Here is a 23969-nt window from a genome sequence, read left to right as displayed (position 1 = left end):
CGCCTGGCTGCGCACGCACGCACCCGTCACTCCGACCGTACCGGCACCAGAATGTCGCGGTTGCCGTTGGCGGTCAGCGCGGACACCAGGCCGGATTGTTCCATCTGCTCCAGTAGTCTGGCTGAACGGTTGTAGCCGATGCGCAGATGACGCTGCACCAGAGAAATCGACGCCTTGCGGTGCTGCAGCACGATCTGCACCGCCTGATCGTAGAGTGGGTCGCTCTCGCCGTCTGAGCCGCCCGCGCCACCCACAGCGCCCGCCCCATCCAGGTCTTCCTCGCCAGTGAGGATGCCTTCGAGATAGTTCGGCCCGCCGCGGCTCTTGATGTCTTCGACCACGCGGTGCACTTCGGCGTCACTCACAAACGCGCCATGCACCCGCTGCGGCATGCCCGAGCCGGGCGGCAGGTAAAGCATGTCGCCCATGCCCAGCAGACTCTCCGCGCCCATCTGGTCGAGGATGGTGCGCGAATCGATCTTGCTCGACACCTGGAAGGCCATGCGGGTGGGAATATTGGCCTTGATCAGCCCGGTGATCACGTCCACGCTGGGGCGCTGGGTGGCCAGGATGAGATGGATGCCCGAAGCCCGGGCCTTCTGCGCCAGACGCGCGATGAGCTCTTCGATCTTCTTGCCCACCACCATCATCAGATCGGCCAGTTCGTCGATGACGACCACGATGTGCGGCAGCTTCTCCAGCGGCTCGGGCGACTCTGGCGTGAGGCTGAAGGGATTGGTCAGCGGCTCGCCGCGCGCACGGGCCTCCTGCACCTTGGTGTTGTAGCCCGCGAGATTGCGCACGCCGAGCTTGCTCATGAGCTTGTAGCGGCGCTCCATTTCGCCCACGCACCAGTTCAGCGCCTGGGCCGCCTGCTTCATGTCGATCACCACGGGCGCAAGCAGATGGGGAATGCCGTCGTACACGCTGAGTTCGAGCATCTTCGGATCGATCAGGATCAGGCGCACGTCGCTGGGCTCGGCCTTGTACAGCAGACTCAGAATCATGGCGTTGACACCGACGGACTTGCCCGAGCCGGTGGTGCCGGCCACCAGCAGATGCGGCATCTTGGCCAGATCGGCCACCACCGGGTTGCCCACGATGTCCTTGCCCAGGCCCATGGTCAGCATCGAGGCGGCTTCGTGGTAGTTGTTGGAGCCCAGAATCTCCGACAGCTTGATGGTGTGGCGCTTGGCATTGGGCAATTCCAGCGCCATGGTGTTCTTGCCCGGAATGGTTTCGACCACCCGGATGCTCACCAGCGACAAGGCCCGCGCCAGGTCGCGCGACAGGTTGACGATCTGCGCACCCTTCACGCCAGTGGCCGGTTCCACTTCGTAGCGCGTGATGACCGGGCCGGGATAGGCCGCCACCACGCGCACCTCCACGCCGAAATCCTTGAGCTTTTTCTCGATCAGCCGCGAAGTGAACTCCAGCGTCTCGTGGCTGACGGTTTCCGCCTGCACCGAGGGCGCGGCATCCAGCAGGCCCAAGGCCGGCAGGGCCGAATCGGGCAATTCATTGAACAGCGGCTTCTGTTTTTCCTTGAGCACGCGCGGAGACTGCGGCACATAAGCCACCGAAGGCTCGATCAGCACGGGAGCGAGCACCTCGCGCTCTTCCACCAGGGGCCGCTGCAACTCGACTTCCTTCTCACGCTCCTGCTTGGCCTGCTGCCCGGCCAGCACATCGTCCTCGCGTCCGCGGCGTTCGCGCTGCCAGGTCCACAGCCGCTCGATCCAGCCCCCAAGGCGCTCGGCCGCGTCGGCCCATGAAAAATGACCGACCCAGCTCAGCGAAAACAGAAAAACCGCCAACAGCACCAAGGTGCCGCCGGTGTCGCCCAGCAAAGTATCAACGGCGATGCCCAGGCCATGCCCGAGCAAACCACCGGCCTCGCCCGGCAGGGCAGGAGCCAGACTCCATAGCCGCGTCGACTCCAGCGCCGCGCTGGAAAGCGGCAACAGCAGCAGACCCGCCGCGGCGGCTAAGGGCTGCAATTTGCGCCACCGGCTCACAGGCGTTTGCTCCTCGGCGGCGGGCGATTGCGCCTGGGTGCTGCGCCACATGCGCAGCAGGCCGTACAGGCCCAACGGAATCAGCCACAGGGCCGAGAAGCCCAGCAGAAAATAGGCCACATCGGAAAACCAGGCCCCAACCACGCCGACCCAGTTGGCCACATGGCCATCGGTGCCCGAACTCGACCATGACGGATCAGATTTATGAAAGCTCAGCAGACTCAGGCAAAGCAAGATCCAGCCGATGAAGGCGGCAGTCAGGCGCACCTCGCCCGCAAAACGCTGCAGGCGGCTGCGCGGCTCAGAACGGAGCGCCGCTTGGGAGGGGCGACGTCGGGTATCGATTTTCGGCATGGGAAGGATGTTCAAAATCCAGGGTGATGCATCGCGCCTGCCATCAAACTGGGCTGCAGGGCGGATTTTGCCGCCTTCGCGGCGGTCATGGGCAAACAAGCCAGCGCGGCAGAGCGCCTAGGACCGGGATCAGAGGCGGGCAAGGGCGAATAAGGGGCCATGAAGGGGCCATGAAGGGGCCAATGAAGGGGCTATGAACACCCCACTCGCATCAGACCAGAGTCGAGAGATGCTCTCGAATCAACAGAGTGCCGTCGTCGCGCTCGACCACAAAACCTTGCTGTTCAAAGTCTTTCATCACCCGGCTGACCATTTCGCGCGACGCGCCGACCATTTTGGCCAGATCCTGGCGTGAAAGCTTGTTGCGGATGATGTGCTCATCCTGCATCACATCGGTCAGCTCCATCAGCGCGCGCGCCACACGGCCGTAGACATCCATCAACGCCAGAGATTCAATTTTCCGGTCGGCGCGACGCAGACGCAGCGCCAGCCCGCGCATGATCGCGAAGGACATGCTGGTGTTTTCAGGCAGGCACTGCAAAAACGCCACACGGCCGAGCATCATCACATCGGTCTGCACCTCGGCCTGCACCGTGGCGCTGTGCGGTTCGCCATCGATCAGGCTCATTTCCCCGATGTAATCGCCCGCATGCAGCACGGCAATGATGACTTCGCGGCCCTTGGCATCCATGCTGATCACCCGCGCACGGCCGGAAAGCAGAATGAACAGGGCATTCGACTTGCTGCCCTGCTCGACGATGTTTTCGCCGCGCTTGTAGCGCCGCTTGACGATGGATTGCGAAATCGACCAGGCCTGCGATTCGGTGAGCACGGCAAACAGCGGCACGCGCCGAACGAGGTCAATATCGGTGATTTGCGACATCAGTTTCTCCAGTTTATGGGGCGGCGGGGCAATTTCGAAGGCAGGCGAGGAAGCCAGAAAATAGCCGCATGCCGCACGCCCGACATGCTGCACCCCTAAAATCTTAGCCATTGTGCGGCGGATTGCCCTTGTTCTATTTGCGAGGTTAGTCCATCAGCGGCGGTTGCAGCGCGACCTTCTTCCCCATCCTCTCAGTCCGAAGTTTCTCACACATCATGACATCCAAACACGCCAAAGTGCTCATTCTGGGCTCCGGCCCGGCCGGTTATAGCGCCGCCGTCTATGCGGCCCGCGCCAATTTGAACCCGCTGCTCATCACCGGTCTGGCTCAAGGCGGTCAACTCATGACCACGACCGAAGTCGACAACTGGCCCGCCGACGTCGACGGCGTGCAAGGGCCCGACCTGATGGCGCGTTTTCAGGCACATGCCGAGCGTTTCAACACCGAGATCGTGTTCGATCACATCCACACCGCGCACCTGGGCGAAAAACCCATCCGACTCGAAGGCGACAGCGGCGTCTATACCTGCGACACCCTGGTCATCGCCACCGGCGCCTCGGCCAAATATCTGGGACTTCCCACCGAAGAAGCCTTCATGGGCAAGGGCGTCTCGGGCTGCGCGACCTGCGACGGTTTTTTCTATCGCAACCAGCCGGTGTGCGTGGTGGGCGGCGGCAACACGGCCGTCGAAGAAGCGCTGTATCTGGCCAATATCGCCAGCAAGGTGACCGTCATTCACCGCCGCGACAAATTTCGCGCCGAGCCCATTCTGGTCGACAAACTCATGGCCCGCGCGGCCGAGGGAAAAGTTGAGCTCAAGCTCTGGAGCGAATTGAAAGAAGTCCTGGGCGACGCCAGTGGCGTGACCGGTGTGCGCATCCACAACAGCCAGTCCGGCGCCGACGAAGACATCGCACTGAATGGCTGTTTCATCGCCATCGGCCATCAGCCCAACACCGAGATTTTCAAAGGTCAGTTGGACATGAAGGACGGCTACATCATCACCCGCAGCGGCAACGAAGGGATGGCGACCGCCACCAGCGTGCCCGGCGTATTCGCCGCGGGCGACGTGCAAGACCACGTCTATCGCCAGGCGATCACCAGCGCTGGCACAGGCTGCATGGCCGCTCTGGACGCACAGCGCTATCTGGAGAATGCGGAGTCTTGACGCTGATAGCGGTGGACAAGCGAATCTTTCCGGCTATAATCTTTAGCCTTTGTTCTACAAAATTTCGAGGTGTGCCATGGCACGAGTGTGTCAAGTGACAGGTAAAGGGCCGATGGTCGGGAACAATGTGTCCCACGCGAACAACAAGACCAAGCGCCGCTTCCTGCCCAATCTGCAATATCGCCGTTTCTGGGTTGAAAGCGAGAACCGTTTCGTGCGTCTGCGCGTAACGAGCTCTGGGCTGCGCACCATTGACAAAAAAGGCATCGACGTCGTGCTGGCCGATCTGCGCTCGCGCGGCGAGATCTGATCGCCCTCTCCATTCCTTCCTAGAACTGCACGGAACCCATCATGGCAACCAAAGGCGGACGCGAAAAAATCAAGCTGGAATCCTCTGCGGGCACCGGCCATTTCTACACCACTACCAAAAACAAGCGCACAACGCCCGAGAAGATCGAAATCATGAAATTCGATCCGGTCGCGCGCAAGCATGTGAATTACAAGGAAGGCAAGATCAAGTAATCTGATCTGCCTGCTCAAGAACGATCCGCTGGATCGGCCGCAGTAAAGTTAGATATTGCGGCCAGACCAGCGGATTTTTCGTGGGCGCTTCTTTTCTTTGGCGCGTGCTTCGGCGCTCCATCAATGTTTAGCCTGGGCATCCGGCATGAATGCCCAAGCGTAGTAAACATCAGAATTCAGACCGTCGGCGTGTAGCGTCGCAGCCTCAGTGACAACTCCCGAAGCGGGGCCAGGCCACTGTCTTCGGCGCGGCGGCACCAGTCCTGCAGCTTCAGGCGAAGCTGTTCGGCGTTCAGATTGGTCTGCTCCCACACCGATTTGAGCTCTTCGCGCATGTGAAGCAGCTTGCTCAGGTTCGGGCTGGCACTTGCCGCCGCGTCCACCAAGGCGCGCGAACGCTCGCACAGAATCTCGCGCTCGATGCCGATCCAGCGTTTGGCTGCGCGCAAAGTCGGCAGATGGCTCACCGCGCCCTGCTCTGCAGCACGGGCCAGCTCGGCCTTGAGGGTGGACTTCAACCCCGCGGCATAGCGCGCCATCAACTCATAACGGTTGGCGATAACGGCTTGTAAAGTGAGTTGATCGACCTCGGCGCGCACCTCACCCAGTCGGAACTGCGGCGGTAGTTTGCGCGGCTTGGCCAAACCCACCCAGGACAACGCGCGGATATAGGCCCAGCCAATATCGAACTCCCACCATTTGACCGAGAGCTTGGCCGAGGTGGGATAGGTGTGGTGGTTGTTGTGCAACTCTTCGCCGCCGATCAGCAGCCCCCAGGGCGAGATATTGTGGCTGCTGTCTCGCGCCGAAAAATTGCGATAGCCCCACCAATGACCCAGCCCATTGATCACCCCGGCTGCCCAGATCGGAATCCACAACATCTGCACGGCCCACACCGTGGCGCCGATCGCGCCGAACATCAGCACATCGAGAATGAGCAAAAGCCCGACGCCCTGCCAGACAAAGCGGGAATAAACGTTGCGCTCCAACCAGTCGTCAGGCGTGCCGTGACCGAATTTGCTCAGGGTTTCGGCGTTTCTCGATTCGGTTCGGTACAACTCGGCGCCGCGCAACAGCACCGTATCGATGCCGCGGGTCACCGGACTGTGAGGGTCGTCGACCGTCTCGCACTTGGCGTGATGCTTGCGATGAATCGCTACCCATTCCTTGGTGACCATGCCCGTGGTGAACCACAGCCAGAACCGGAAAAAGTGCGAGGCTATCGGGTGCAGTTCCAGCGCGCGGTGAGCCTGAGCGCGGTGCAGAAAAATAGTGACGGACGCAATGGTGATATGCGTGGTGATGAGCGCAAATAGCACGATTTGCCACCACGATGCACGCAAAAGACCGTGACCAGCCCAATTCAAAAACACATCAAACATCAGAAACTTTCAGATCGATACAACACGGTTGGAACTTCGCCACTGGCGAAAGTTGCGTGCATTATCGGTCTTGCGCCGTTGGCAGCGCTCAGGACAAACGAGAAGCCCTTGTCAGTCCGCAAGCGTGGCATCGATTTCGCCACGATCCGATGAGGTCGGGCGCCGCTGCAGCACGGCGGCGTAAAAGCCGTCGGTGGCGTGACGATTGGGCAACAGCTGCAAGTCCCCCTGGGTCACTAGGCCCTCACCTTCTACTCCTTGCTGACGTAGCACCGCATCGGCGGGAACACGCTCGAAATCAGGATTCGCGGCCAGAAAAGCATTGACGATGCCGCTGTTTTCTTCCAGCAAGACGCTACAGGTGGCGTAAACCAATCGCCCGCCCGGCTTCAGCAGCGTTGCCGCCGATTGCAGGATGCTGGCTTGTTTTGTCGTCAACTCAGCAATATCTTCTGGCTTCTGTCGCCATTTCATATCGGGATTGCGGCGCAAGGTACCCAGGCCGGAGCACGGCGCGTCCACCAGCACCCGGTCGACCTTGCCAGCGAGGCGCTTGACCCGTTCATCGCGCTCATGTGCGATGGCCACCGGGTACACATTCGACAGCCCGCTGCGCAACAAGCGGGGTTTGAGCTTGGCCAGGCGGTAGTCGGCCACGTCAAACGCATACAACCGACCCGTGCTGCGCATCATGGCGCCCAGCGCCAGGGTCTTGCCGCCGGCCCCGGCGCAGAAGTCGACCACCATTTCGCCGCGGCGCGGGGCCAGCAGTACGGCGAGCAACTGACTGCCTTCGTCCTGCACTTCCAGCCAGCCTTCGCGAAATACGGTGAGATCCTGCAACGCGGGTTTGCCTTCCAGGCGAACGCCCCACGGCGAATAGGGCGTTGGCTGCGCGGGCAGATTGAGGCGAGCGAACACGTCGAGCACGGCTTCGCGCCGCGCTTTCTGCACATTCACCCGCAAATCCAGCGGGGCCGGGCGCAACAGTGCCTGCGCCAGCGCGGGATATTCCGCGCCATAGTTCGTCTGCAATGCAGCTGCCAGCCATTCCGGCAGACTCCAGCGCACTGCTTCGGGCAAGGCCATCGCATCTTGTGCCAGCAAGCGTTTGCGCCACTCGAGTTGCTCGGGAGAAAGCGCGGCATGCAGCGATTGCGCGTTTCCCGACCAGCCGAGAATGGCTAGACGCAGTTCCATGCCGCCGCCGATGCTTTCGTCGGTCGCGGCCAGCGTCTGAAACAAGCGCAGATGCCGCAGCACCTGATAGACCGTGTCGGCCAGGATCTGCCGGTCGGTCTTGCCCAGTTGCGGCTTGGCACGGAACAGCCGCGACAGCACGGCATCGGCCGCGGCGTCGAAACGCAACATATCGCGCAACACGTCGCGCGCGGTGTAAAGCAGGTCACGCGGTTTCATGGCGCTCTTTCAAAGGGAAGAATCGGAGGCCGGACGGATGCGGGTACGCAAACCGTCGATCTGCACCCGCCCTTCCAGCAAAGCCCGCACGGCGGGGGGATAAATTCGGTGCTCTTCAAGCAAGACCCGCGCGGCCAGCGTCTCGACCGTATCACCATCCAGAACCGGCACGGCGGCCTGCGCCAGAATCGGCCCGTGATCGAGCGCGCTGCTCACCAAGTGCACGGTTGCACCGTGCCACTTCACCCCTTCCTCCAGGGCGCGGGCATGGGTGCGCAAACCGGTGAAAGCCGGCAGCAAAGACGGATGGATATTCACCAGACGGCCCGCAAAGCGCTCGACGAAGGCCGCACCCAGCACCCGCATGAAGCCGCACAGTGCGATGACGTCGGGCTCCAGCGCGGCAATCGCGTCGCCCAAAGCGCAGTCGAACGCCTCACGGTTGGGAAAGTCGGCATGCGCGATTACCTGCGTGAGCACGCCGAAGGCGCGCGCGACGTCCAAGCCTGCGGCATCAGCCCGGTTGCTGATCACTCCGCGCACGCAAACGTCCCAGCCCTGTTCACGCTCGGCCTGAAGAATGGACTGCAGATTGCTGCCGCGCCCGGAAATGAGGAGAACCAGATTTTTCATCGGCGGGCAGTGTAGCCGCCGCGTGACGCCTTTGAGGCGCGCCGTGTTTGCGCGCGCCGCCACGAAAACAGGGCGCAGCGTGAATAATGATGGGTTTAACCCAGATATTCCATTGGGACACGGGATGATGGCGCGGCGGATTGGGGATGGGTTTGGCCCTGCGCGACAAGCCCATAGCCGTCGCTATGGGCGCGAAGCGCGGGGGTGAAGACGCCCCAAACCGACCGCCAGCGCCCGTGTAGGGGCAAAGCCCCGCCTAATGGAAAATCTGGGTTCATTCTCGCCACGCCGACATGAAATGCCCTTTTTGCCAAAGCCCCGACACGCAGGTGATTGAAACCCGCGATGTGGAAGACGGCACCGCGCTGCGGCGGCGGCGGCGTTGCGGCCATTGCGACAAACGCTTCACCACCTATGAACGCGCGGAGGTCAGCTTTCCGGTGGTGGTGAAAAAAGACGGCCGCCGCACCGAATACGACCGCGACAAACTGCGCGCCTCTTTCCTGCTGGCCTTGCGCAAGCGGCCGGTCAGTGCCGACGCGGTGGACACCGCCATCGGGCGCGTCGAGCAAATGCTGCTGCAAAGCGGCGCGCGAGAGCTGCCCTCCACCCAGATCGGCGCCTGGGTGATGGAGGAATTGCGCACCCTCGACAGCATTGCCTATGTGCGCTTTGCCTCCGTCTATCACAGCTTCAAGGATTTGAGCCAGTTTCTCGACGTGCTGCAGGAAATGCAGCCGCCCTCGCCCGCCGCCAAACCCCGGCGCAGCAAAACGACGACATGAATCCGGACGACGTTTCGTTCAGCGAACAAGACCAGCGCTTCATGCGCCGAGCGCTCGATCTGGCGCACAGCGCGATGTACCGCACCAGCCCCAATCCGCGGGTGGGCTGCGTGCTGGTGCGAGACGGCCAGATGCTAGGCGAAGGCGCCACGCTGGCGGCGGGGCAAGACCACGCCGAAGTCCAGGCAGTGAAGCAAGCCTGGGAGCGCGGCCACGACGTGCGAGGCGCCACCGCCTACGTCACGCTGGAGCCCTGCGCGCACCACGGCCGCACGCCGCCCTGCGCCGACCTGCTGGCCACGCAAGGCGTGGCGCGCGTGGTCGCTGCGCTGGTCGATCCCAACCCGCTGGTGGCAGGCCAGGGATTGCAGCGTTTGCGCGATGCCGACGTTCAGGTCGATGTCGGGCTGTTCGCCGATGAAGCGCGCGAAATCAACCTCGGTTTCATCTCTCGCATGGTGCGCGGCACGCCCTGGGTGCGGCTGAAGGTGGCCGCCTCGCTGGACGGCGTCACCGCCCTGCCCAACGGCGCGAGCCAGTGGATCACCAGCGAAGCGGCCCGCGCCGACGGCCATCACTGGCGAGCGCGCGCCTGCGCCGTGCTCACCGGCCTGGGCACGGTGCGGGCGGACGATCCCCGGCTCAATGTGCGGGCGGTGCAGACGCCGCGCCAGCCCATCCGCATCGTCATCGACAGCCGCCTGGAATGCCCGCCGACCGCTCGCCTGCTGCAGAGCGCCGAATCGCCGCTGTGGATCGTCCACGCCCTGTCGCGGGAACAGGCCGCGCCGCGTCTGGCGGCACTGCGCAGCGCGGCCATCGTCTCACTCGATCTGCAAGACATCGCCCTGCCCGCCGATCCCGACAAGCCGGGCAAAACCGATCTGCGCGCACTGATGCAGGTGCTTGGCCAGCGGGGCATCAACGAGCTGCACTGCGAGGCCGGCGAAAAGCTCAACGGCTCGCTGCTGCGCGCCGGCGTGGTCGATGAACTGCTGCTGTATCTTGCGCCCCAGTTGCTGGGCGAGGGCGCCGGATTGGCGGCGCTGGGGCCCTACCAGCAGATCAACGAAGGGCTCGTGCTGCAATGGCATGAGGTGCAGCGGATCGGCGCCGATCTGCGCATCCTCGCCCGTTTCCCTCATTCCTTTTCTCTTTGAACCCTCATGTTCACCGGACTCATCACCACCGTCGGCAGCATCGCCGAAGTCGCCCCCCTCGGTTCCCAAGCCAGTCACGGCAAACGCGTGCGCCTGCAGGTCGATCCGGCCTGGCTGCAGGGCGTAGAGCTCGGCGAGAGCATCGCCGTCAACGGCGCCTGCATGACGGTGGTGGATCTTCAGCCCGGGGGCTTTGCCTTCGACATTTCGGCCGAAAGCCTGGCGCGCACCACGGGGCTGGACGTGCCGGGCGCCCAGGTCAATCTGGAGCAGTCGGTCGCGCTGTCCACCAAGCTGGGCGGCCATCTGGTCACCGGCCATGTGGACGGCGTCGGTCAGGTGGCCCGGTTCGAGCCCATCGGCGAATCCTGGCTGCTGGAGGTGGACGCGCCCGCCGCTTTAGGCAAGTTTTTTGCGTACAAGGGCTCCATCGTGATCAACGGCGTGAGTCTGACGGTCAACCGCGTCGAAGATCAGCCGGGACTTTGCCGCGTCAGCATCAACCTCATTCCGCACACCCTGCAGCACACCAATCTGCATCAACTTCGCGAGGGCAGCGCGGTGAATCTCGAAATCGACCTCATCGCCCGCTATGTCGAGCGCATGCTGGGCGCAACGGAGGGTCTGAAAGATGTGTGAGTTGTTCGCCTACTCCAGCCGCGTGCCCGCGCGGGTGCGGTTCGCCTTTCGTGAATTCGCGCGCCACGGCGGGCCGCACGCCGCCAACCCCGACGGCTGGGGTGCGGCCTACTACGAAGGCAGCGACGCGCATGTACTGCGCGAAGCCCAACCCGCGCTGGCCAGCGCCTTCGTTCCGGTGCTCGAAAAGCACGACTTTCATAGTCCGCTAGTCATCGCGCATATCCGCCGTGCTTCGCGCGGCCCGGTGGCGCTGGTCAACACCCAGCCGTTCGCCCGCGAGCTGTTCGGCAAGCGACACATCTTTGCCCACAACGGCGATCTGCCAGACATCGAGCAGGCGCTTCCTCTGGCGCATGCAGCGCACCGCCCGATGGGCCAGACCGATTCCGAACATGCGTTCTACGTGCTCATGCAGTCACTGCAAGTGCTCGATGCGGCGGGCGAAAGCGGCGACCTCAAACGCCGCATCGAAGCGGTCTCCAACTTCGCGGCCAAATTGCGCACCCTCGGCGCGGCGAACTTCCTGTTCACCGATGGCGACCTGCTGTTCGCCCACGCGCATCGCCGCCGCAGTCATCCGGGCAACACCTGGGTACCCGGCCTGCACCTGCTCATGCGCGAAGCCGCCAGCGAGCATCAGATGCGCGCCACAGGGCTGCACCTTCAGGGCCGCGATGACAAGCCCGCACCCGCCGCGCTGCTCGCCAGCGTGCCCCTCACCCCGGAAGACTGGGAACCCCTGCCCGAAAACACCCTGCTCGTCGTGCAGCAGGGCCGGTTGATCGCGCGGCTCAGTGACTGATGAGTACCTGATCAGCGCCCCAACCAAGCTCTGAATCAGCGCGTGAACCGGCCACGGGCATGTCGCCCGTTGCAAACGGACACAGGCTCAATCTTTGCCGCTGATAAAGTTTGGCCCGCCCCCTGAGCCGCCCGCCAAAAGCCCATGAAACGTTTGCCTGCCCGCCTTCTGTCCGCCTTCGCCCTCCTCTGGTTCGCCCTGATTCCCCGCCCGAGTTGGGCACTGGGGCTGGGCGGCGTATCCGACTGGGCGCAGTCCACCTGGAATGCCGCCGTCAGCACCACCCAGACAGGACAGGACGATCTGTACTTCAGTGGCTACACCTGGCATGACCCCGGCACCTACACCGAGGCCAAACGCGCGGTGCTCAACAAACACGCCTGGGGCATTGGCTGGGGCCGCCACCATATCAACGCCGACGGCAACGAAGACATGGTGTACGCCATGATCTTCTCAGACTCGCACTGGAACGCCGAGCCCGTGGTCGGCTATGCCCATCAGTGGATGTACTTCAACGATTCCCCGGTGGGATTCGGCCTGGGCTACACCCTGGCCGTCACCTCACGCGCCGATATTTTCAACAACATCCCCTTCCCCATCGCGCTGCCCATCGCCTCCATCCGTTTCGGCAAGCTGTCCATTTATGGCACTTTCATCCCGAAGGTGAACAACAAGCTCAACAACGGCAACGTCGCGTTTTTCTTCGGGCGCTACGAATTCTGACAAGGCAAGCGATGCAAGCGCGCCGGGTGAGGCGCTTTTAGAATGGTGGGCTTTTCAGCAGCGTCCCGTCCCCATCATGCCCCTGTCCCCCGTTCCTGACATCATTGCCGAGCTCAAGGCCGGGCGCATGGTCATCCTGGTCGACGAAGAAGACCGCGAAAACGAAGGCGATCTGGTCCTCGCGGCCGAGCACATCACCCCGCAGGCGATCAATTTCATGGCCACGCATGCGCGCGGCCTCATCTGCCTGACCCTCACCGCCCAGCGCTGCGCGCAGCTTGGCCTGCGGCACATGGTCGAGCACAACGGCTCGTCGCACGGCACCGCGTTCACCGCGTCCATCGAAGCTGCCGAAGGCGTCACCACGGGCATCTCGGCGGCCGACCGCGCGCGCACCGTGCAGGCCGCCGTGGCGCGCAACGCACAGGCCAGCGACATCGTGCAACCGGGCCACATCTTCCCGCTGATGGCCGCTGAAGGCGGCGTGTTGATGCGCGCCGGGCACACCGAAGCCGGCTGCGACCTCGCCGCCCTGGCCGGGCTGGAACCCGCCGCCGTGATCTGCGAGGTGATGAACGCCGACGGCACCATGGCGCGCCTGCCCGATCTCGAACAATTTGCCGCGCAGCACAATCTGAAAATCGGCGCCATCGCCGATCTCATCGAATACCGCAGCCGCACCGAATCGCTGGTGCAACGCATCGGTGAACAAGCGCTGCAAACCCCCTTTGGCCCCATGCGCTGCGTGGCCTACACCGATCGCGCCGGTCATGGCCTGCATCTGGCGCTGGTGCATGGCGACCTCGCCAGCCAGCAGGCCCCGCTGGTGCGCGTGCACGAGCCCCTGTCCGTCCTCGACCTGCTCGACACCGAGTGCCAGCGCCATTCCTGGAATCTGCCGCAAGCCCTGCAACGCATCGTGCGGGAAGGCGCCGGCGTGGCCGTGCTGCTCAACTGCGGTGAATCGGCCGCGCAATTGCAAAGCCAGTTTGAGCGCTTGTTGCAGCCGGTGCCGACGCCGCCCAAATCAGCCGTCACCGCCCTGCGCGACTACGGCATCGGCGCGCAAATCCTGCGCGATCTCGGTGTGCGGCAAATGCGACTGCTCGGCCAGGCGCGCAAAATGCCCAGCATGGCAGGCTACGGCCTGGAAATCATCGGCTTCGAGCCCGCGCCGCAAACCCGCTGCGCTGCCACGCCCAGCGCGTAAGCTGTCTGCCCGGGCGCCGCGTCGCGGCGGCGCTCGCCTTTTAGCTTTTACCTACTTTCCCCCAAAGCCCCTTCACGCCCTCCACGCCATGCAAACCGTCCAGAACCGCATTCTTTCCGAACAACTCGATGGCCGTGAGCTGCGCGTCGCCGTGGTGCAGGCCCGCTTCAACACCGCCCTGACCGACCGGCTCACCCAGTCCTGCCTCGACGAACTCCAGCGCCTGGGGGTAAACGAAGACGACATCGGGCTCTACACCGTTCCCGGCGCGCTCGAACTGCCGCTGATGTTGCAGGCGCTGGCCGAGAGCGAGGCCTTCGATGCGCTGATTGCCATCGGCTGCGTGATTCGCGGCGACACCTATCACTTCGAGGTCGTCTGCAATACCAGCGCGGCCGGCATCGCTCAAGTAGCGCTCGACTACAACATGCCGGTGGCCAACGGCGTGCTCACCGTGGAAAACGAAGCGCAGGCCGAAGCCCGCATCGACAAAGGCGCCGAATGCGCCCGCGTCGCGGTGGAAATGGCCAACCTGTTCATCGAAATCAGCGACAACGAGGAGGCCGCATGAGCGCCCACGCACGGCCGCCCGAAGGGGGCGCTCTTCCTCCCTCGGGGAGGTGGTCGCAAAGCGGCCGGAGGGTAGTCCAGTGACCGCAACCACCGCCCCCAAAAGCGCGCGGCGCAAGTCGCGCGAGCTCGCGTTCCAAGGCATTTACGAATGGCTGCTCGCCGGCAGCGACACCGGCGCGATCGAAGCCTTTCTGCACGAACGCTACCCCACCATCAAGCTTGACGACGCGCACTTCCAGTCGCTGCTGCATGGCGCGCTGGCCGAGGCCGGGCCGCTCGATGCCCTCATTCAGCCGCACATCGACCGCCAGACCAGCGAGCTTTCCCCGGTGGAACACGCCCTGCTGCTGATGGGCGCTTTCGAGTTGCAGCGTCATCTCGACGTGCCTTATCGCGTGGTCATCAACGAAGCGGTCGAACTCGGCAAGGTGTATGGCGGCACCGACGGCTATAAATACGTCAACGGCGTGCTCGACCGCATCGCCGCGCAATTGCGCAAGACCGAGGTCGAAGCCGCCAACCAGTCGCACCCGCAGGCGCCGCCCACGGCCACTGACTTCAGCCCGCCGCCCAACCCCTACGCGAACGTGCCCGTCAGCCACAAGGCCAAAACCCCGCCGCGACGCGCGGCCGATTCTTTCCCCCGGCGCGCCAGCGCCAGCCCGCGCCCGCCGCGCAAAGACTGACCCCTGCCGAACACCCGCCATGCGCCTCGCCCAACGCAACCAGTCCATCGAACCCTTCTACGTCATGGACGTGGTGCGCGCCGCGGCCGAACAACAAACGGCCTGGGAAGCGCAGGGCAGGCGCATGATTCATCTCAGCGTGGGCGAGCCCGATTTCACCGCGCCCGAACCCGTGGTCGAAGCCGCCACCCGCGCCCTGCACGACGGCCGCACCGGCTACACCCTGGCGCCCGGCCTGCCCGCGCTGCGCGAGCGCATCGCGCAGCACTACGCCCAGGTGCACGGCGTGACGATCGATCCCGCGCGCGTGTTCGTCACCGCAGGTGCCTCGGGTGCCCTCACCTTGGCCAGCCTGCTGCTGTTCAATCCGGGCGATGAAGTGCTCATGCCCGATCCGAGCTATCCGTGCAACAAGAACTTCGTTGCCGCTGCGGGTGCGCGGGCACGCATGCTGCCCGCCCCCGCCGCGCAACGCTTTCAGCTCACCGCCAGCGAAGTCGAAGCCGCGTGGACGCCGCAGACTGCCGGGGTGCTGCTGGCCTCGCCCTCCAACCCCACCGGCACCTCCATCGCGCCAGACGAGCTGCGCCGCATCGCCGACGTGGTGCGCGCGCGCGGCGGGGTGAGCATCGTCGATGAAATCTATCTGGGCCTCAGCCATGAAGCCGGCTATGGCCACACCGCGCTAGCCGCGGGCGACGACATCATCACCGTCAACAGCTTCTCCAAATATTTCCAGATGACCGGATGGCGGCTGGGCTGGCTGGTCGTACCGCCCGCGCTCGTCGCCCCGCTGGAGCGTATGGCCGGCAATCTGTTCATCTGCGCCAGCAGCGTGGCTCAACATGCCGCGCTGGCCTGCTTCGAGCCCGACACCTTGGCCGAATACGAACGCCGCCGCGCCGAGTTCCAACGCCGCCGCGACCTGATCGTGCCCGGCCTCGAAGCCTTGGGTCTGCGCGTGCCCGTGCGGCCGGACGGCGCGTTTTATGTGTACGCCGACTGTTCTGCCTACAGCGCCGACAGCTGGGACTTCAGCTTCGAGGTCATGCGCGATACCGGCGTGGTGCTCGTACCCGGCAAAGACTTCGGCGCCGCCGAGCCTGCGCGCTATTTCCGCCTGAGCTATGCCAACAGCATCGCCAACCTGCAGGAAGCGCTGGCCCGGCTGCGCGGCTATCTGGAGCGCAAGGCGGCATGAAAATCGCCCCATGAACCTGGAGCATCGCATCCTGCTGATCGCGGGCCCAAAGGGCGCTGGAAAAACCACCTTCGCCAAGATCTTCCTGCCCGAAGCGGAGATGGCGGTACAGCGTGTGGTGGCCCGTGTGGCGCAAGGCGGGCATGCCATCCCTGAAGCCGTCATCCGACGCCATTTTTCAGCCGGATTACTCAATTTCCATCAGCTCTAAAAACCGTTGGTGAACGCCTGGGCACTTTATGACAACTCGGGTGATCTACCTACTCTGATCAGCAGCGGGGACAACCCATGACCATCTCTCCGATCAAGCACACCACGCCTTCTGTCGATCCCGACCTGCAAAAAGTCGAGCCTGCCCTGCGCCGCGCAGCCCAAAGCGCGCGTGAGCTCGCGCTGCGTACCGGCACGCCTTGCTATGTCTGGCGCGATGGCAAGCTGATCAATATTGGCAGCCTGCAGATGAATCCCTCCGCTGACACCCACACCGCAGAGAAGGCATGAACTCGACCGCCAGGCCTTCGGCGCACCCCCCTTGCCTCGCCGTTTTCCACTGGCCCGTGCGGGTGTACTGGGAAGACACCGACGCCGGGGGCATCGTCTATTACGCCAACTATCTCAAGTTCTTCGAGCGCTCGCGCACGGAATGGCTGCGCAGCCTGGGGCTGGCGCAATCGGATCTGGCGGCGCAATCGGGCCTGGTGTTCGTCGTGGCCGACGTGCACCTGCGCTACGCCGCCCCGGCCAAGCTCGACGACGCGCTGCAGATCCAGCTTCGCTTGCAGGAGATCGGCAGCGCCAGTCTCACCGTCGCGCAACAGGCCTGGCGCTGCGACGCCAGCGGTGCGCCCGCCGCGCTACTGTGCGAGGCTACGGTACGCGTGGGCTGCGTAGCGGCGGCCACCCTGCGGCCATCGCGCATTCCGCGGGAAGTCTTCGATCGCGTCTCCCGCTGGGCAGCGCCTGTTTCACCCGCGCCCTGATCAGTAGCTCGTCCTTGCAACCCATCCTGGCGTGAACCTTTTTTCCGCTGCCCTGTCTTCCCTGATGCGCTTCAATCCGTTGGGGATTTGTTGTAATGCAGGCTGTCCCTCCTGAGCCGCGCGCTCACTCCCCCCTACCTACAGCCAGACCTCCCTATGGATCAAAACTTCTCCATCGTGTCCATGGTGCTCGGCGCCAGCATCGTGGTGCAGCTGGTGCTCGCCCTTCTGCTCTCCGTGTCGCTGGCGAGCTGGACCGTCATCTTCCGCAAGTATTTCGCCATCAAGTCGGCACGGGTAAAGTCTGAAGACTTCGAGCAGGAATTCTGGTCCGGGACGGGGCTGAACGACCTGTACCAATCGGCGCTGAGCAACGGCCGCCACGGCAGCCCACTGCAGCGCATTTTCGCCTCGGGCATGCGCGAATACCTCAAGCTGCGCGAGCGCCATGTGCTCGACGGCTCCACCCTGGTGGACGGCGCCCGCCGCGCCATGCGCGCCGCCTTCCAGCGCGAAATGGACGCGCTCGAAGCCAATCTGTCCTTCCTGGCCTCGGTCGGCTCGGTCTCGCCCTATGTCGGCCTGTTCGGCACGGTGTGGGGCATCATGCACGCCTTCGTCGGTCTGTCCAATCTGCAGCAGGTCACACTCGCCACCGTGGCGCCCGGCATTGCCGAAGCACTGGTGGCCACGGCCATCGGCCTGTTCGCCGCCATTCCCGCGGTGATCGCCTACAACTTCTTCGCCCGCGACATCGACCGCCTGGCCAACCGCTACGAGTCGTTCACCGAAGAGTTCTCCAACATCCTGCAACGCCAGAGCGCGCCCGCGCCGAGCGCCGCGCAGTCGGCCGCGGCAGCAAGCGCCGGGCGTGCTGGCCCGGTCACCGGCTTTGGCGGAGGGCGCTGAGATGCCCGCCCTCCAATCCAGCAGTCGCGGGCATCGCTCGCGGCGCGCTCTGGCCGACATCAATGTCGTGCCCTATATCGACGTCATGCTGGTGCTGCTGATCATTTTCATGGTCACCGCGCCACTCATCACGCCGACCATGGTCAAGCTGCCCACCGTGGGCAATGCGCCGCAGGCCCCCAGTGTCTTGGTGCAGGTCACCATCCAGAAGGATGACATGCTCGAAGTCTCTCTGCGCGACCCCAAGAGCAAGGCCGCCAACGCCGCGCCGCAGCCCGTCAGCCTCAAGGACTTGCCGCAGACCGTGCAGCAACTGGCCGCGCAGGCCGGCCTCAGCCTCGATGCCATGCCGGTGCTGATCGCCGCCGACAAGAACGTGAAGTACGACGCGGTGATGCGCGCGCTCAATCTGCTCAAACAACACGGTGTGGAGCGCGTGGGCCTGGCCGTCCAGTCCAACCCATCCTGATGCGTTTTTTCTCCCGTTTTTTACCCCGGTTTTTCCCCCTTCTCCCATGAACACCGCGCGCTTATCCCCAGGCGACCCCTCCGCGCTGCGGCCGCCGCACGAGCGCGGCACGCTGCGCGCCTTCGGCCTGGCCGCCCTGTTCCACCTTCTGCTCATCGCCCTCATCGCCTTCGGCGTGCACTGGAAGAGTCACCCGCCCGAAGCGGTGGAGGCCGAGTTGTGGTCGCCCACGGTGCAGCGCGCCGCGCCCCGGCCCACCGCGCCGATGGAACGCAAGCAGCCGCAACCCCAGCCGCAACCCGCCCCGCCGCCACCGCCGCCGCCCAAACCAGTGGCCACCCCCAAACCCGAGCCGCAGGTACAACAGGCCGACATCGTGCTGAAGCAGGAGCGCGAAGCCGCGCTCAAAAAACAGCAGGCCGAGCAGCAAGCGCTGATCGAAAAACGGCTGAAGGAAGAGCAGAAAAAGCTCGCCGAGGAAAAGCAGCGCCTTGCCGAGCAAAAGCAACAACAGGAGCTCAAACAACAACAGTTGGCCGAGCAACGCAAACAGCAGCAGGAAGAAAAACTGCGCCAGGAAAAACTGGCCGAGCAGAAAAAGCTGGCTGAACAAAAACGGCTGGCCGAGCTGAAGCAGAAAAAGCTGGAGCAGCAGCAGGCGCAGATGGCCGCCTCGTCGCGCGACGATTACATGAAGCAGTTGATGCAGCAGGCGGGCACAGGCGCGGCGAACAGCACAGGCACTGCGGCGCGCACCTCCGGTCCGTCGGGCACGTATGCAGCGCGCATCGCCAGCCTGGTGCGGGAGAACGTGACCTACCCCGAGATCAACCAGATCACCGGCGACCCGCGGGTGACGGTGCTGGTCAACCTGGCGCCGGATGGCACCGTGCTCACCGCCAAAATCGAGCGCTCCAGCGGCGTGGCGAGTTGGGATCAGGCCGTGCTGCGCGCCATCGAGAGAGTGCACCACTTCCCGCCCGACAGCAACGGCAAGATCTGGACGCCGATGTTGGTCAAAGCCGGGCCGCGCGACCCAAGCTGATCAATAGTCGATCTCTGCCCGGCCATCTTTCGAGAGCTGGGCCAGCGCGCTCAGTATCGGATCGGTGGGCGGCAGGCGGCAGGCCGCCACACTCAGGCGCACTTGCGCGCCGGCGCGTTCGACGTCGAGCAGCAGCGGCAGCCCTTCTTCGCTCGCGTGCTGGCGGGCCAGCCCCACCAGCGGCTCGGCCGAGCTGGCGCCGTTGAGTTTGAGACGGATGCTCTTTCCCAATCGGGCGCGGGCTTCTTCGAGCGTCCAGACCGCGTCGGCGTTGAAGCGCAGCCCGCCGTTGAAGCGGTCGATCTGCGCCTTGCCACGCAGCACCAGCAGGGCGTCGTCGCGCAGGCGGTCGCGCACGGTGTCGAGCAGGCTTTCACCGATGACAATTTCCATCGCGCCCGATCGATCTTCCAGCGCGAGAATGGCGATGCGCCCGCGCTGCGACTGCACCAGACGCACACCGGCGGCGATGCCGGCGATGAGCACCGGATCGCGCGAATCGACCAGATCCATCAGCGCGGTCGGTGCGAAGCGCCGCACCTCTTCGGCGCTGGCGTCGAACAGATGGCCGCTGAGGTAGTAGCCGATGGCGGTTTTCTCAAAGGACAGCTTGGTGCGCAGATCCCAGGGCTCGACCTCGGGCAGCAGCGGCTCGTGCGCCGGGTTGTGGCCGCCATCGGCGGCGTCGGCGGCGAACAGGTCGAACAGTCCCGCCTGCTGCCTTGCGGCCTCGCGCTGCGTGGCGTAATCCATCGCGGTTTCCACTGCGGCCATCACCGCGGCACGCTCGGGGTGCAGGGTATCGAACGCGCCGGCCTTGGCCAAGGCTTCGAGCACGCGCTTGTTGAGGCGGGTGCGATCCACCCGCTCGGCAAAGTCGAACAGCGAGGTGAAGGGCCGCTCTTGCCGCGCGGAGATCATGGCCTCCACCGCGGCCTGGCCGTTGCCCTTGATGGCCCCCAGGGCATAGCGGATGGTCTTGCTGTCCACCGGATCAAAGCGCCACTGCGAAGCGTTCACATCGGGCGGCAGCACGTTGATGCCGCAGGCCTGCGCGTCTTCCACCAAAATCTTGAGTTTGTCGGTGTCGTCGAGAGCGATGCTCATGTTGGCCGCGAGGAATTCGGCGGGGTAATGCGCCTTCATCCAGGCCGTCTGCACGGCGAGCAGCGCGTAGGCGGCGGCGTGCGATTTGTTGAAGCCATAGCCCGCGAACTTCTCCATCAGGTCGAAGATTTCGTTGGCCTTCTCCGGCTTGATGCCATTCTTGGCCGCGCCTTCGGCGAAGATGCCGCGGTGCTTGGCCATCTCCTCGGGCTTTTTCTTGCCCATGGCGCGGCGCAGCAGATCGGCGCCGCCGAGCGAGTAGCCGCCGATGACCTGGGCCACCTGCATCACCTGCTCCTGATAGACCATGATGCCGTAGGTTTCCTCCAGCACCGAGGCCATGCGCGGGTCGGGGTAGGCCACGTCTTCCTTGCCGGCCTTGCGCGCGCAGTAGGTGGGAATGAGGTCCATCGGGCCGGGGCGGTACAGCGCCACCAGGGCGATGATGTCCTCGAAGCGGTCGGGCCGCGCGTCGCGCAGCATGCCCTGCATACCGCGCGATTCGAGCTGGAACACGGCGACGGTGTCGCCCTTGGCCATGAGTTTGTAGCTCCTGGCATCGTCCAGCGGAATGTCTTCGAGCTTGAAATCGGCGCGGTCCGGGTGGTTGCGGCGGATCAGCTCGGCGCCGAGTTCGAGAATGGTCAGCGTGGCCAGGCCCAGAAAGTCGAACTTCACCAGTCCGGCGGCTTCGACATCGTCCTTGTCGTACTGTGAGACGGCGTCGGTGCTGCCCGGCTGCGCATAGAGCGGGCAGAAATCGGTGAGTTTGCCCGGCGCGATGAGCACACCGCCCGCGTGCATGCCGATGTTGCGCGGCAGCCCTTCGAGCTGCTGGGCGAGATCGAGCAGTTGCCTGACCTCCTCTTCCTCCTCGTAGCGCTGCGCCAGCATGGGCTCTTGCTTGAGCGCGTCGGCAATGGTGATGTGCTGGCCCGGCTTAGCCGGAATGAGCTTGGCGATGCCGTCGCAGAAGGTGTAGCTCAGGTCGAGCACCCGCCCGACGTCGCGCACCGCGGCGCGCGCGGCCATGGTGCCGAAGGTCGCGATCTGCGACACGGCCTCAACCCCGTACTTCTCCTTCACGTAGTCGATGACGCGGTCGCGGTTCTCCTGGCAGAAGTCGATGTCGAAGTCGGGCATCGACACCCGCTCCGGGTTGAGAAAGCGCTCGAACAGCAGCGCATATTCCAGCGGATCGAGATCGGTGATGCGCAGGCTGTACGCCACCAGCGAACCCGCGCCCGAACCCCGCCCCGGCCCCACCGGACAGCCGTGATTCTTGGCCCAGTTGATGAAGTCGGCCACGATGAGGAAGTAGCCCTCGAAGCCCATCTTGGCGATGATGCCCAGTTCGTACTCCAGCCGCTCCTGATAGCGCGGGCGTGCTGCTTCGCGCTTGTCGGCCTGCGGATAGAGCGCCGCCAACCGCTGCTCCAGCCCGTCCTGCGCCTGCTGGCGGAAGAACTCGGCCGGCGTCAGCCCCTGCGGCGTGGGGAACAGCGGCAGTTGCGGCTTGCCCAGATCGAGCACCAGATTGCAGCGCTGGGCAATGGCCACGGTGTTGGCCATCGCCGAGGGCACATCGGCGAACAGCGCCTCCATCTCGGCCTGCGACTTGAAATATTGCTGGGCGGTGAACTTGCGCTGGCGGCGCGGGTTGCCCAGGGTTTCGCCCTCGGCAATGCACACCCGCGCCTCGTGGGCATCGAAGTCGTCGGCCTTGAGAAATTCCACCGGGTGCGTCGCCACCACGGGCATGCCCAGTTCCGCAGCCAGCGGCACCGCCGCCTGCACATGCGGCTCGCACGCGGCATGACCGCCGCGCTGCAGCTCGATGTAGAAACGGCCGTCGAACACGACCGCGTGCTGGCGGGCCAGATCGCGCGCGGTGGCTGTGTCGCCCTGCAGCAGCGCCTGGCCAATGGCCCCTTCATGCGCGCCCGAGAGGGCGATCAGGCCCTCGGCCAGGCCGCCTTCCAGCCACTCCCACTGCACCACGGCACGGCCGCGCTGCTGGTTGTCCAGCCAGGCCCGGCTGAGCAGATCGCAGAGGTTGAGATACCCGGTGCGGTTCTGCACCAGCAGCAACAGCCGAGTGAACTGCCCCGGATGGCGGGCGCTGCCCAGCAGCACGTCACAGCCAATGATCGGCTTGACCCCGGCGTCCAGCGCAGCTTTGTAGAACCGCACGGTGGCGAACAGGTTGTTGAAATCGGTAATCGCCAGCGCCCCCTGCCCGTCGCGGGCGGCCGCGGGCACCATATCGTCCACGCGCAAGGCGCCGTCAACGATGGAGTATTCAGTATGGGTGCGGAGGTGAACGTAGGGCATCGGGGTATTTTAGGGAGGCGCCGATCCCTGGTGCACACTCAAGAGGCCGCCAACTTCTGTACCTCGGCCAGTGCGATCTCGGGATGCCGCTGCTGAAAGCTCGGATATCACTGCGCAATATTGCGGCTGGCCTCGCCGATGATCTCGAAGTTGCGGATCACGGCGTCCTGCACCATATCGGTGCTCATAAACGCCGCCCTATCCAGGCTACGGGTGTAGCGCTCGATGCGGTCTATGGCTTCCAGGATATGGGTGAGATAGTCTGCCAGCCGCAGCGCATTTCGGCTCAATGGGACACCCTTTGTGAAGTTCGTCTGTGAAGAGGCTTACACCGGCTTCGCTTCGGTGAGCACCTGGTCCCGGAACTTGGGCGGCAAGGCATTCGGCGTCAAAACGTCCACGGGCACGCCAAGCAGGCGCTCCAGAGCATTGCTAATGGCGTTCAGATCGAACAGTGACGTTTCAGGCAGGGGATCGACCAGCAAATCAAGGTCACTGCCTTCCGTATCGTCGCCGCGCAAAACCGAGCCAAACACACGCGGATTTCTTGCATGGCGCGACTCCACGATGCTGCGAATGGCAGCACGGTGCGCGTATAAAGCCTCAGAAGGTTTCATGCGGCCAACTCCGTGAAGTTTGCAGACAATCATAGCGTGGGCGTCAATATTTTCGAGACCGCGTTATTTCAACATTTATTGCTTCTATTTTCGCCCTTTTCCGCCCATCGTTCCTGCAAGTTCCCCTCTGCTATGGTGTCGGCCAGAGTGGGCTCGACCCCCTTTATCACACACCAGAGACCCCGCACGATGATCAACAGCTACCTGCCCGCATGGCCCTTGCATCCTGACGGGGTGTTCTGGGTGGGTGCCGCGCTGGTGCTGGCCACGCTCACGGGGGAATCGGTGTTTCGCTTTCTCAAGTGGCCGAGGCTGGTGGGCTATGCGGCGGCGGGCATGATTCTGG

General features: G+C 64.2%; 26 protein-coding genes. 18 read left to right on the top strand and 8 right to left on the bottom strand.

The genetic code is table 11. The features are described from left to right. Positions 1-26: 26 nt before the first annotated feature. Together AC2VLV_RS14765 and AC2VLV_RS14760 are read right to left on the bottom strand one after the other, a co-directional pair. Positions 27-2372, bottom strand: coding sequence for a DNA translocase FtsK (locus AC2VLV_RS14765; RefSeq protein WP_486990703.1), 2346 nt, complete (start codon positions 2370-2372; stop codon positions 27-29). Between the two features lie 211 nt (positions 2373-2583). Continuing rightward, positions 2584-3255 carry a Crp/Fnr family transcriptional regulator gene (locus tag AC2VLV_RS14760; RefSeq protein ID WP_486990702.1) on the bottom strand — a complete coding sequence of 224 codons (672 nt, stop codon included), beginning with the start codon at positions 3253-3255 and terminating at the stop codon, positions 2584-2586. A 215-nt stretch (positions 3256-3470) separates the two neighbouring features. On the opposite strand from AC2VLV_RS14760, the gene trxB reads away from it, so the two are divergent. From trxB to rpmG, 3 genes are all read left to right on the top strand, one after another. Beyond that, complete coding sequence (trxB, locus tag AC2VLV_RS14755; protein WP_486990701.1) at positions 3471-4424, top strand: thioredoxin-disulfide reductase; 954 nt, start codon at positions 3471-3473, stop codon at positions 4422-4424. Positions 4425-4500: 76 nt separating this feature from the next. After that, positions 4501-4734, top strand: a complete 234-nt coding sequence (gene rpmB, locus AC2VLV_RS14750) for a 50S ribosomal protein L28 (protein ID WP_486990712.1) — start codon at positions 4501-4503, stop codon at positions 4732-4734. A gap of 41 nt (positions 4735-4775) precedes the next feature. After that, positions 4776-4946 (top strand): 50S ribosomal protein L33, encoded by a 171-nt coding sequence (gene rpmG, locus AC2VLV_RS14745; protein ID WP_013106705.1) that lies wholly within the window; start codon positions 4776-4778, stop codon positions 4944-4946. Positions 4947-5122: 176 nt separating this feature from the next. Here the strand turns inward: rpmG and AC2VLV_RS14740 are convergent, their stop codons facing one another. The 3 genes from AC2VLV_RS14740 to purN form a co-directional block, all read right to left on the bottom strand. Next, the gene (locus AC2VLV_RS14740; protein WP_486990700.1) at positions 5123-6328 is read right to left on the bottom strand and encodes a DesA family fatty acid desaturase; all 1206 of its coding nucleotides are present in this window, start codon (positions 6326-6328) and stop codon (positions 5123-5125) included. A gap of 111 nt (positions 6329-6439) precedes the next feature. Further along, a complete protein-coding gene (locus AC2VLV_RS14735; RefSeq protein WP_486990699.1) occupies positions 6440-7747 on the bottom strand; it encodes an RsmB/NOP family class I SAM-dependent RNA methyltransferase in 1308 nt (435 codons plus the stop codon). Positions 7748-7756: 9 nt separating this feature from the next. After that, positions 7757-8380 carry a phosphoribosylglycinamide formyltransferase gene (purN, locus tag AC2VLV_RS14730; RefSeq protein WP_486990698.1) on the bottom strand — a complete coding sequence of 208 codons (624 nt, stop codon included), beginning with the start codon at positions 8378-8380 and terminating at the stop codon, positions 7757-7759. A gap of 293 nt (positions 8381-8673) precedes the next feature. Here purN and nrdR point away from each other — a divergent pair, with 293 nt between their 5' ends. From nrdR to tolA, 15 genes are all read left to right on the top strand, one after another. Next, on the top strand, positions 8674-9165 hold the full coding sequence (nrdR, locus tag AC2VLV_RS14725; RefSeq protein WP_486990697.1) for a transcriptional regulator NrdR: 492 nt from the start codon (positions 8674-8676) through the stop codon (positions 9163-9165). Next, complete coding sequence (gene ribD, locus AC2VLV_RS14720; protein ID WP_486990696.1) at positions 9162-10325, top strand: bifunctional diaminohydroxyphosphoribosylaminopyrimidine deaminase/5-amino-6-(5-phosphoribosylamino)uracil reductase RibD; 1164 nt, start codon at positions 9162-9164, stop codon at positions 10323-10325. The genes nrdR and ribD overlap by 4 nt, the downstream gene beginning before the upstream one ends. Positions 10326-10331: 6 nt before the next feature. Further along, positions 10332-10964, top strand: coding sequence for a riboflavin synthase (locus AC2VLV_RS14715; protein WP_486990695.1), 633 nt, complete (start codon positions 10332-10334; stop codon positions 10962-10964). After that, positions 10957-11769 (top strand): class II glutamine amidotransferase, encoded by an 813-nt coding sequence (locus AC2VLV_RS14710; RefSeq protein ID WP_486990694.1) that lies wholly within the window; start codon positions 10957-10959, stop codon positions 11767-11769. Before AC2VLV_RS14715 ends, AC2VLV_RS14710 begins: the two co-directional genes overlap by 8 nt. A 144-nt stretch (positions 11770-11913) precedes the next feature. Next, a complete protein-coding gene (locus AC2VLV_RS14705) occupies positions 11914-12492 on the top strand; it encodes a peptide ABC transporter permease (RefSeq protein WP_486990693.1) in 579 nt (192 codons plus the stop codon). A 76-nt stretch (positions 12493-12568) separates the two neighbouring features. Next, positions 12569-13702: a bifunctional 3,4-dihydroxy-2-butanone-4-phosphate synthase/GTP cyclohydrolase II gene (ribBA, locus tag AC2VLV_RS14700; protein WP_486990692.1), complete on the top strand. Its 1134-nt coding sequence runs from the start codon at positions 12569-12571 to the stop codon at positions 13700-13702. An 88-nt stretch (positions 13703-13790) separates the two neighbouring features. Further along, positions 13791-14273: a 6,7-dimethyl-8-ribityllumazine synthase gene (gene ribH / locus AC2VLV_RS14695; RefSeq protein WP_486990691.1), complete on the top strand. Its 483-nt coding sequence runs from the start codon at positions 13791-13793 to the stop codon at positions 14271-14273. Between the two features lie 79 nt (positions 14274-14352). Beyond that, entirely contained in the window at positions 14353-14961 is a 609-nt protein-coding gene (gene nusB / locus AC2VLV_RS14690; RefSeq protein ID WP_486990690.1) for a transcription antitermination factor NusB, read from the top strand. 19 nt (positions 14962-14980) lie between these two features. Beyond that, the gene (locus AC2VLV_RS14685; RefSeq protein ID WP_486990689.1) at positions 14981-16162 is read left to right on the top strand and encodes a pyridoxal phosphate-dependent aminotransferase; all 1182 of its coding nucleotides are present in this window, start codon (positions 14981-14983) and stop codon (positions 16160-16162) included. 10 nt (positions 16163-16172) lie between these two features. Continuing rightward, on the top strand, positions 16173-16373 hold the full coding sequence (locus AC2VLV_RS14680; RefSeq protein WP_486990688.1) for a hypothetical protein: 201 nt from the start codon (positions 16173-16175) through the stop codon (positions 16371-16373). Positions 16374-16450: 77 nt separating this feature from the next. Then, on the top strand, positions 16451-16663 hold the full coding sequence (locus AC2VLV_RS14675) for a hypothetical protein (protein ID WP_486990687.1): 213 nt from the start codon (positions 16451-16453) through the stop codon (positions 16661-16663). Then, entirely contained in the window at positions 16660-17142 is a 483-nt protein-coding gene (gene ybgC, locus AC2VLV_RS14670; RefSeq protein ID WP_486990686.1) for a tol-pal system-associated acyl-CoA thioesterase, read from the top strand. The genes AC2VLV_RS14675 and ybgC overlap by 4 nt, the downstream gene beginning before the upstream one ends. A gap of 156 nt (positions 17143-17298) precedes the next feature. Beyond that, on the top strand, positions 17299-18051 hold the full coding sequence (tolQ, locus tag AC2VLV_RS14665) for a protein TolQ (protein ID WP_486990685.1): 753 nt from the start codon (positions 17299-17301) through the stop codon (positions 18049-18051). A gap of 1 nt (position 18052) precedes the next feature. Continuing rightward, a complete protein-coding gene (locus AC2VLV_RS14660) occupies positions 18053-18520 on the top strand; it encodes a biopolymer transporter ExbD (protein ID WP_156054575.1) in 468 nt (155 codons plus the stop codon). 46 nt (positions 18521-18566) lie between these two features. Beyond that, positions 18567-19565 (top strand): cell envelope integrity protein TolA, encoded by a 999-nt coding sequence (gene tolA, locus AC2VLV_RS14655; protein ID WP_486990684.1) that lies wholly within the window; start codon positions 18567-18569, stop codon positions 19563-19565. Here the strand turns inward: tolA and dnaE are convergent, their stop codons facing one another. The 3 genes from dnaE to AC2VLV_RS14640 form a co-directional block, all read right to left on the bottom strand. Continuing rightward, complete coding sequence (gene dnaE / locus AC2VLV_RS14650) at positions 19566-23006, bottom strand: DNA polymerase III subunit alpha (RefSeq protein ID WP_486990683.1); 3441 nt, start codon at positions 23004-23006, stop codon at positions 19566-19568. A gap of 107 nt (positions 23007-23113) precedes the next feature. Continuing rightward, positions 23114-23296, bottom strand: a complete 183-nt coding sequence (locus AC2VLV_RS14645) for a HepT-like ribonuclease domain-containing protein (RefSeq protein WP_486990682.1) — start codon at positions 23294-23296, stop codon at positions 23114-23116. Between the two features lie 36 nt (positions 23297-23332). Beyond that, a complete protein-coding gene (locus tag AC2VLV_RS14640) occupies positions 23333-23623 on the bottom strand; it encodes a nucleotidyltransferase family protein (RefSeq protein WP_486990681.1) in 291 nt (96 codons plus the stop codon). Positions 23624-23969: the final 346 nt, after the last annotated feature.

It is taken from the genome of Thiomonas sp. TH-17 (assembly GCF_057473305.1).
The sequence above is the reverse complement of the archived record's forward strand: the minus strand, read 5'-3'. Positions and strand labels throughout refer to the sequence as shown.

Bases quoted from the DNA above. Each gene is read 5' to 3' on its own strand.
- nrdR (WP_486990697.1), top strand. From the start codon at position 8,674: ATGAAATGCCCTTTTTGCCAAAGCCCCGACACGCAGGTGATTGAAACC.
- purN (WP_486990698.1), bottom strand. From the start codon at position 8,380: ATGAAAAATCTGGTTCTCCTCATTTCCGGGCGCGGCAGCAATCTGCAG.
- AC2VLV_RS14640 (WP_486990681.1), bottom strand. From the start codon at position 23,623: ATGAAACCTTCTGAGGCTTTATACGCGCACCGTGCTGCCATTCGCAGC.
- AC2VLV_RS14735 (WP_486990699.1), bottom strand. From the start codon at position 7,747: ATGAAACCGCGTGACCTGCTTTACACCGCGCGCGACGTGTTGCGCGAT.
- AC2VLV_RS14760 (WP_486990702.1), bottom strand. From the start codon at position 3,255: ATGTCGCAAATCACCGATATTGACCTCGTTCGGCGCGTGCCGCTGTTT.
- AC2VLV_RS14680 (WP_486990688.1), top strand. From the start codon at position 16,173: ATGAACCTGGAGCATCGCATCCTGCTGATCGCGGGCCCAAAGGGCGCT.
- AC2VLV_RS14660 (WP_156054575.1), top strand. From the start codon at position 18,053: ATGCCCGCCCTCCAATCCAGCAGTCGCGGGCATCGCTCGCGGCGCGCT.
- AC2VLV_RS14740 (WP_486990700.1), bottom strand. From the start codon at position 6,328: ATGTTTGATGTGTTTTTGAATTGGGCTGGTCACGGTCTTTTGCGTGCA.
- AC2VLV_RS14715 (WP_486990695.1), top strand. From the start codon at position 10,332: ATGTTCACCGGACTCATCACCACCGTCGGCAGCATCGCCGAAGTCGCC.
- AC2VLV_RS14705 (WP_486990693.1), top strand. From the start codon at position 11,914: ATGAAACGTTTGCCTGCCCGCCTTCTGTCCGCCTTCGCCCTCCTCTGG.
- AC2VLV_RS14765 (WP_486990703.1), bottom strand. From the start codon at position 2,372: ATGCCGAAAATCGATACCCGACGTCGCCCCTCCCAAGCGGCGCTCCGT.
- ribBA (WP_486990692.1), top strand. From the start codon at position 12,569: ATGCCCCTGTCCCCCGTTCCTGACATCATTGCCGAGCTCAAGGCCGGG.
- AC2VLV_RS14675 (WP_486990687.1), top strand. From the start codon at position 16,451: ATGACCATCTCTCCGATCAAGCACACCACGCCTTCTGTCGATCCCGAC.
- rpmB (WP_486990712.1), top strand. From the start codon at position 4,501: ATGGCACGAGTGTGTCAAGTGACAGGTAAAGGGCCGATGGTCGGGAAC.
- dnaE (WP_486990683.1), bottom strand. From the start codon at position 23,006: ATGCCCTACGTTCACCTCCGCACCCATACTGAATACTCCATCGTTGAC.
- trxB (WP_486990701.1), top strand. From the start codon at position 3,471: ATGACATCCAAACACGCCAAAGTGCTCATTCTGGGCTCCGGCCCGGCC.
- ribH (WP_486990691.1), top strand. From the start codon at position 13,791: ATGCAAACCGTCCAGAACCGCATTCTTTCCGAACAACTCGATGGCCGT.
- rpmG (WP_013106705.1), top strand. From the start codon at position 4,776: ATGGCAACCAAAGGCGGACGCGAAAAAATCAAGCTGGAATCCTCTGCG.
- ribD (WP_486990696.1), top strand. From the start codon at position 9,162: ATGAATCCGGACGACGTTTCGTTCAGCGAACAAGACCAGCGCTTCATG.
- tolQ (WP_486990685.1), top strand. From the start codon at position 17,299: ATGGATCAAAACTTCTCCATCGTGTCCATGGTGCTCGGCGCCAGCATC.
- tolA (WP_486990684.1), top strand. From the start codon at position 18,567: ATGAACACCGCGCGCTTATCCCCAGGCGACCCCTCCGCGCTGCGGCCG.
- ybgC (WP_486990686.1), top strand. From the start codon at position 16,660: ATGAACTCGACCGCCAGGCCTTCGGCGCACCCCCCTTGCCTCGCCGTT.
- AC2VLV_RS14710 (WP_486990694.1), top strand. From the start codon at position 10,957: ATGTGTGAGTTGTTCGCCTACTCCAGCCGCGTGCCCGCGCGGGTGCGG.
- AC2VLV_RS14685 (WP_486990689.1), top strand. From the start codon at position 14,981: ATGCGCCTCGCCCAACGCAACCAGTCCATCGAACCCTTCTACGTCATG.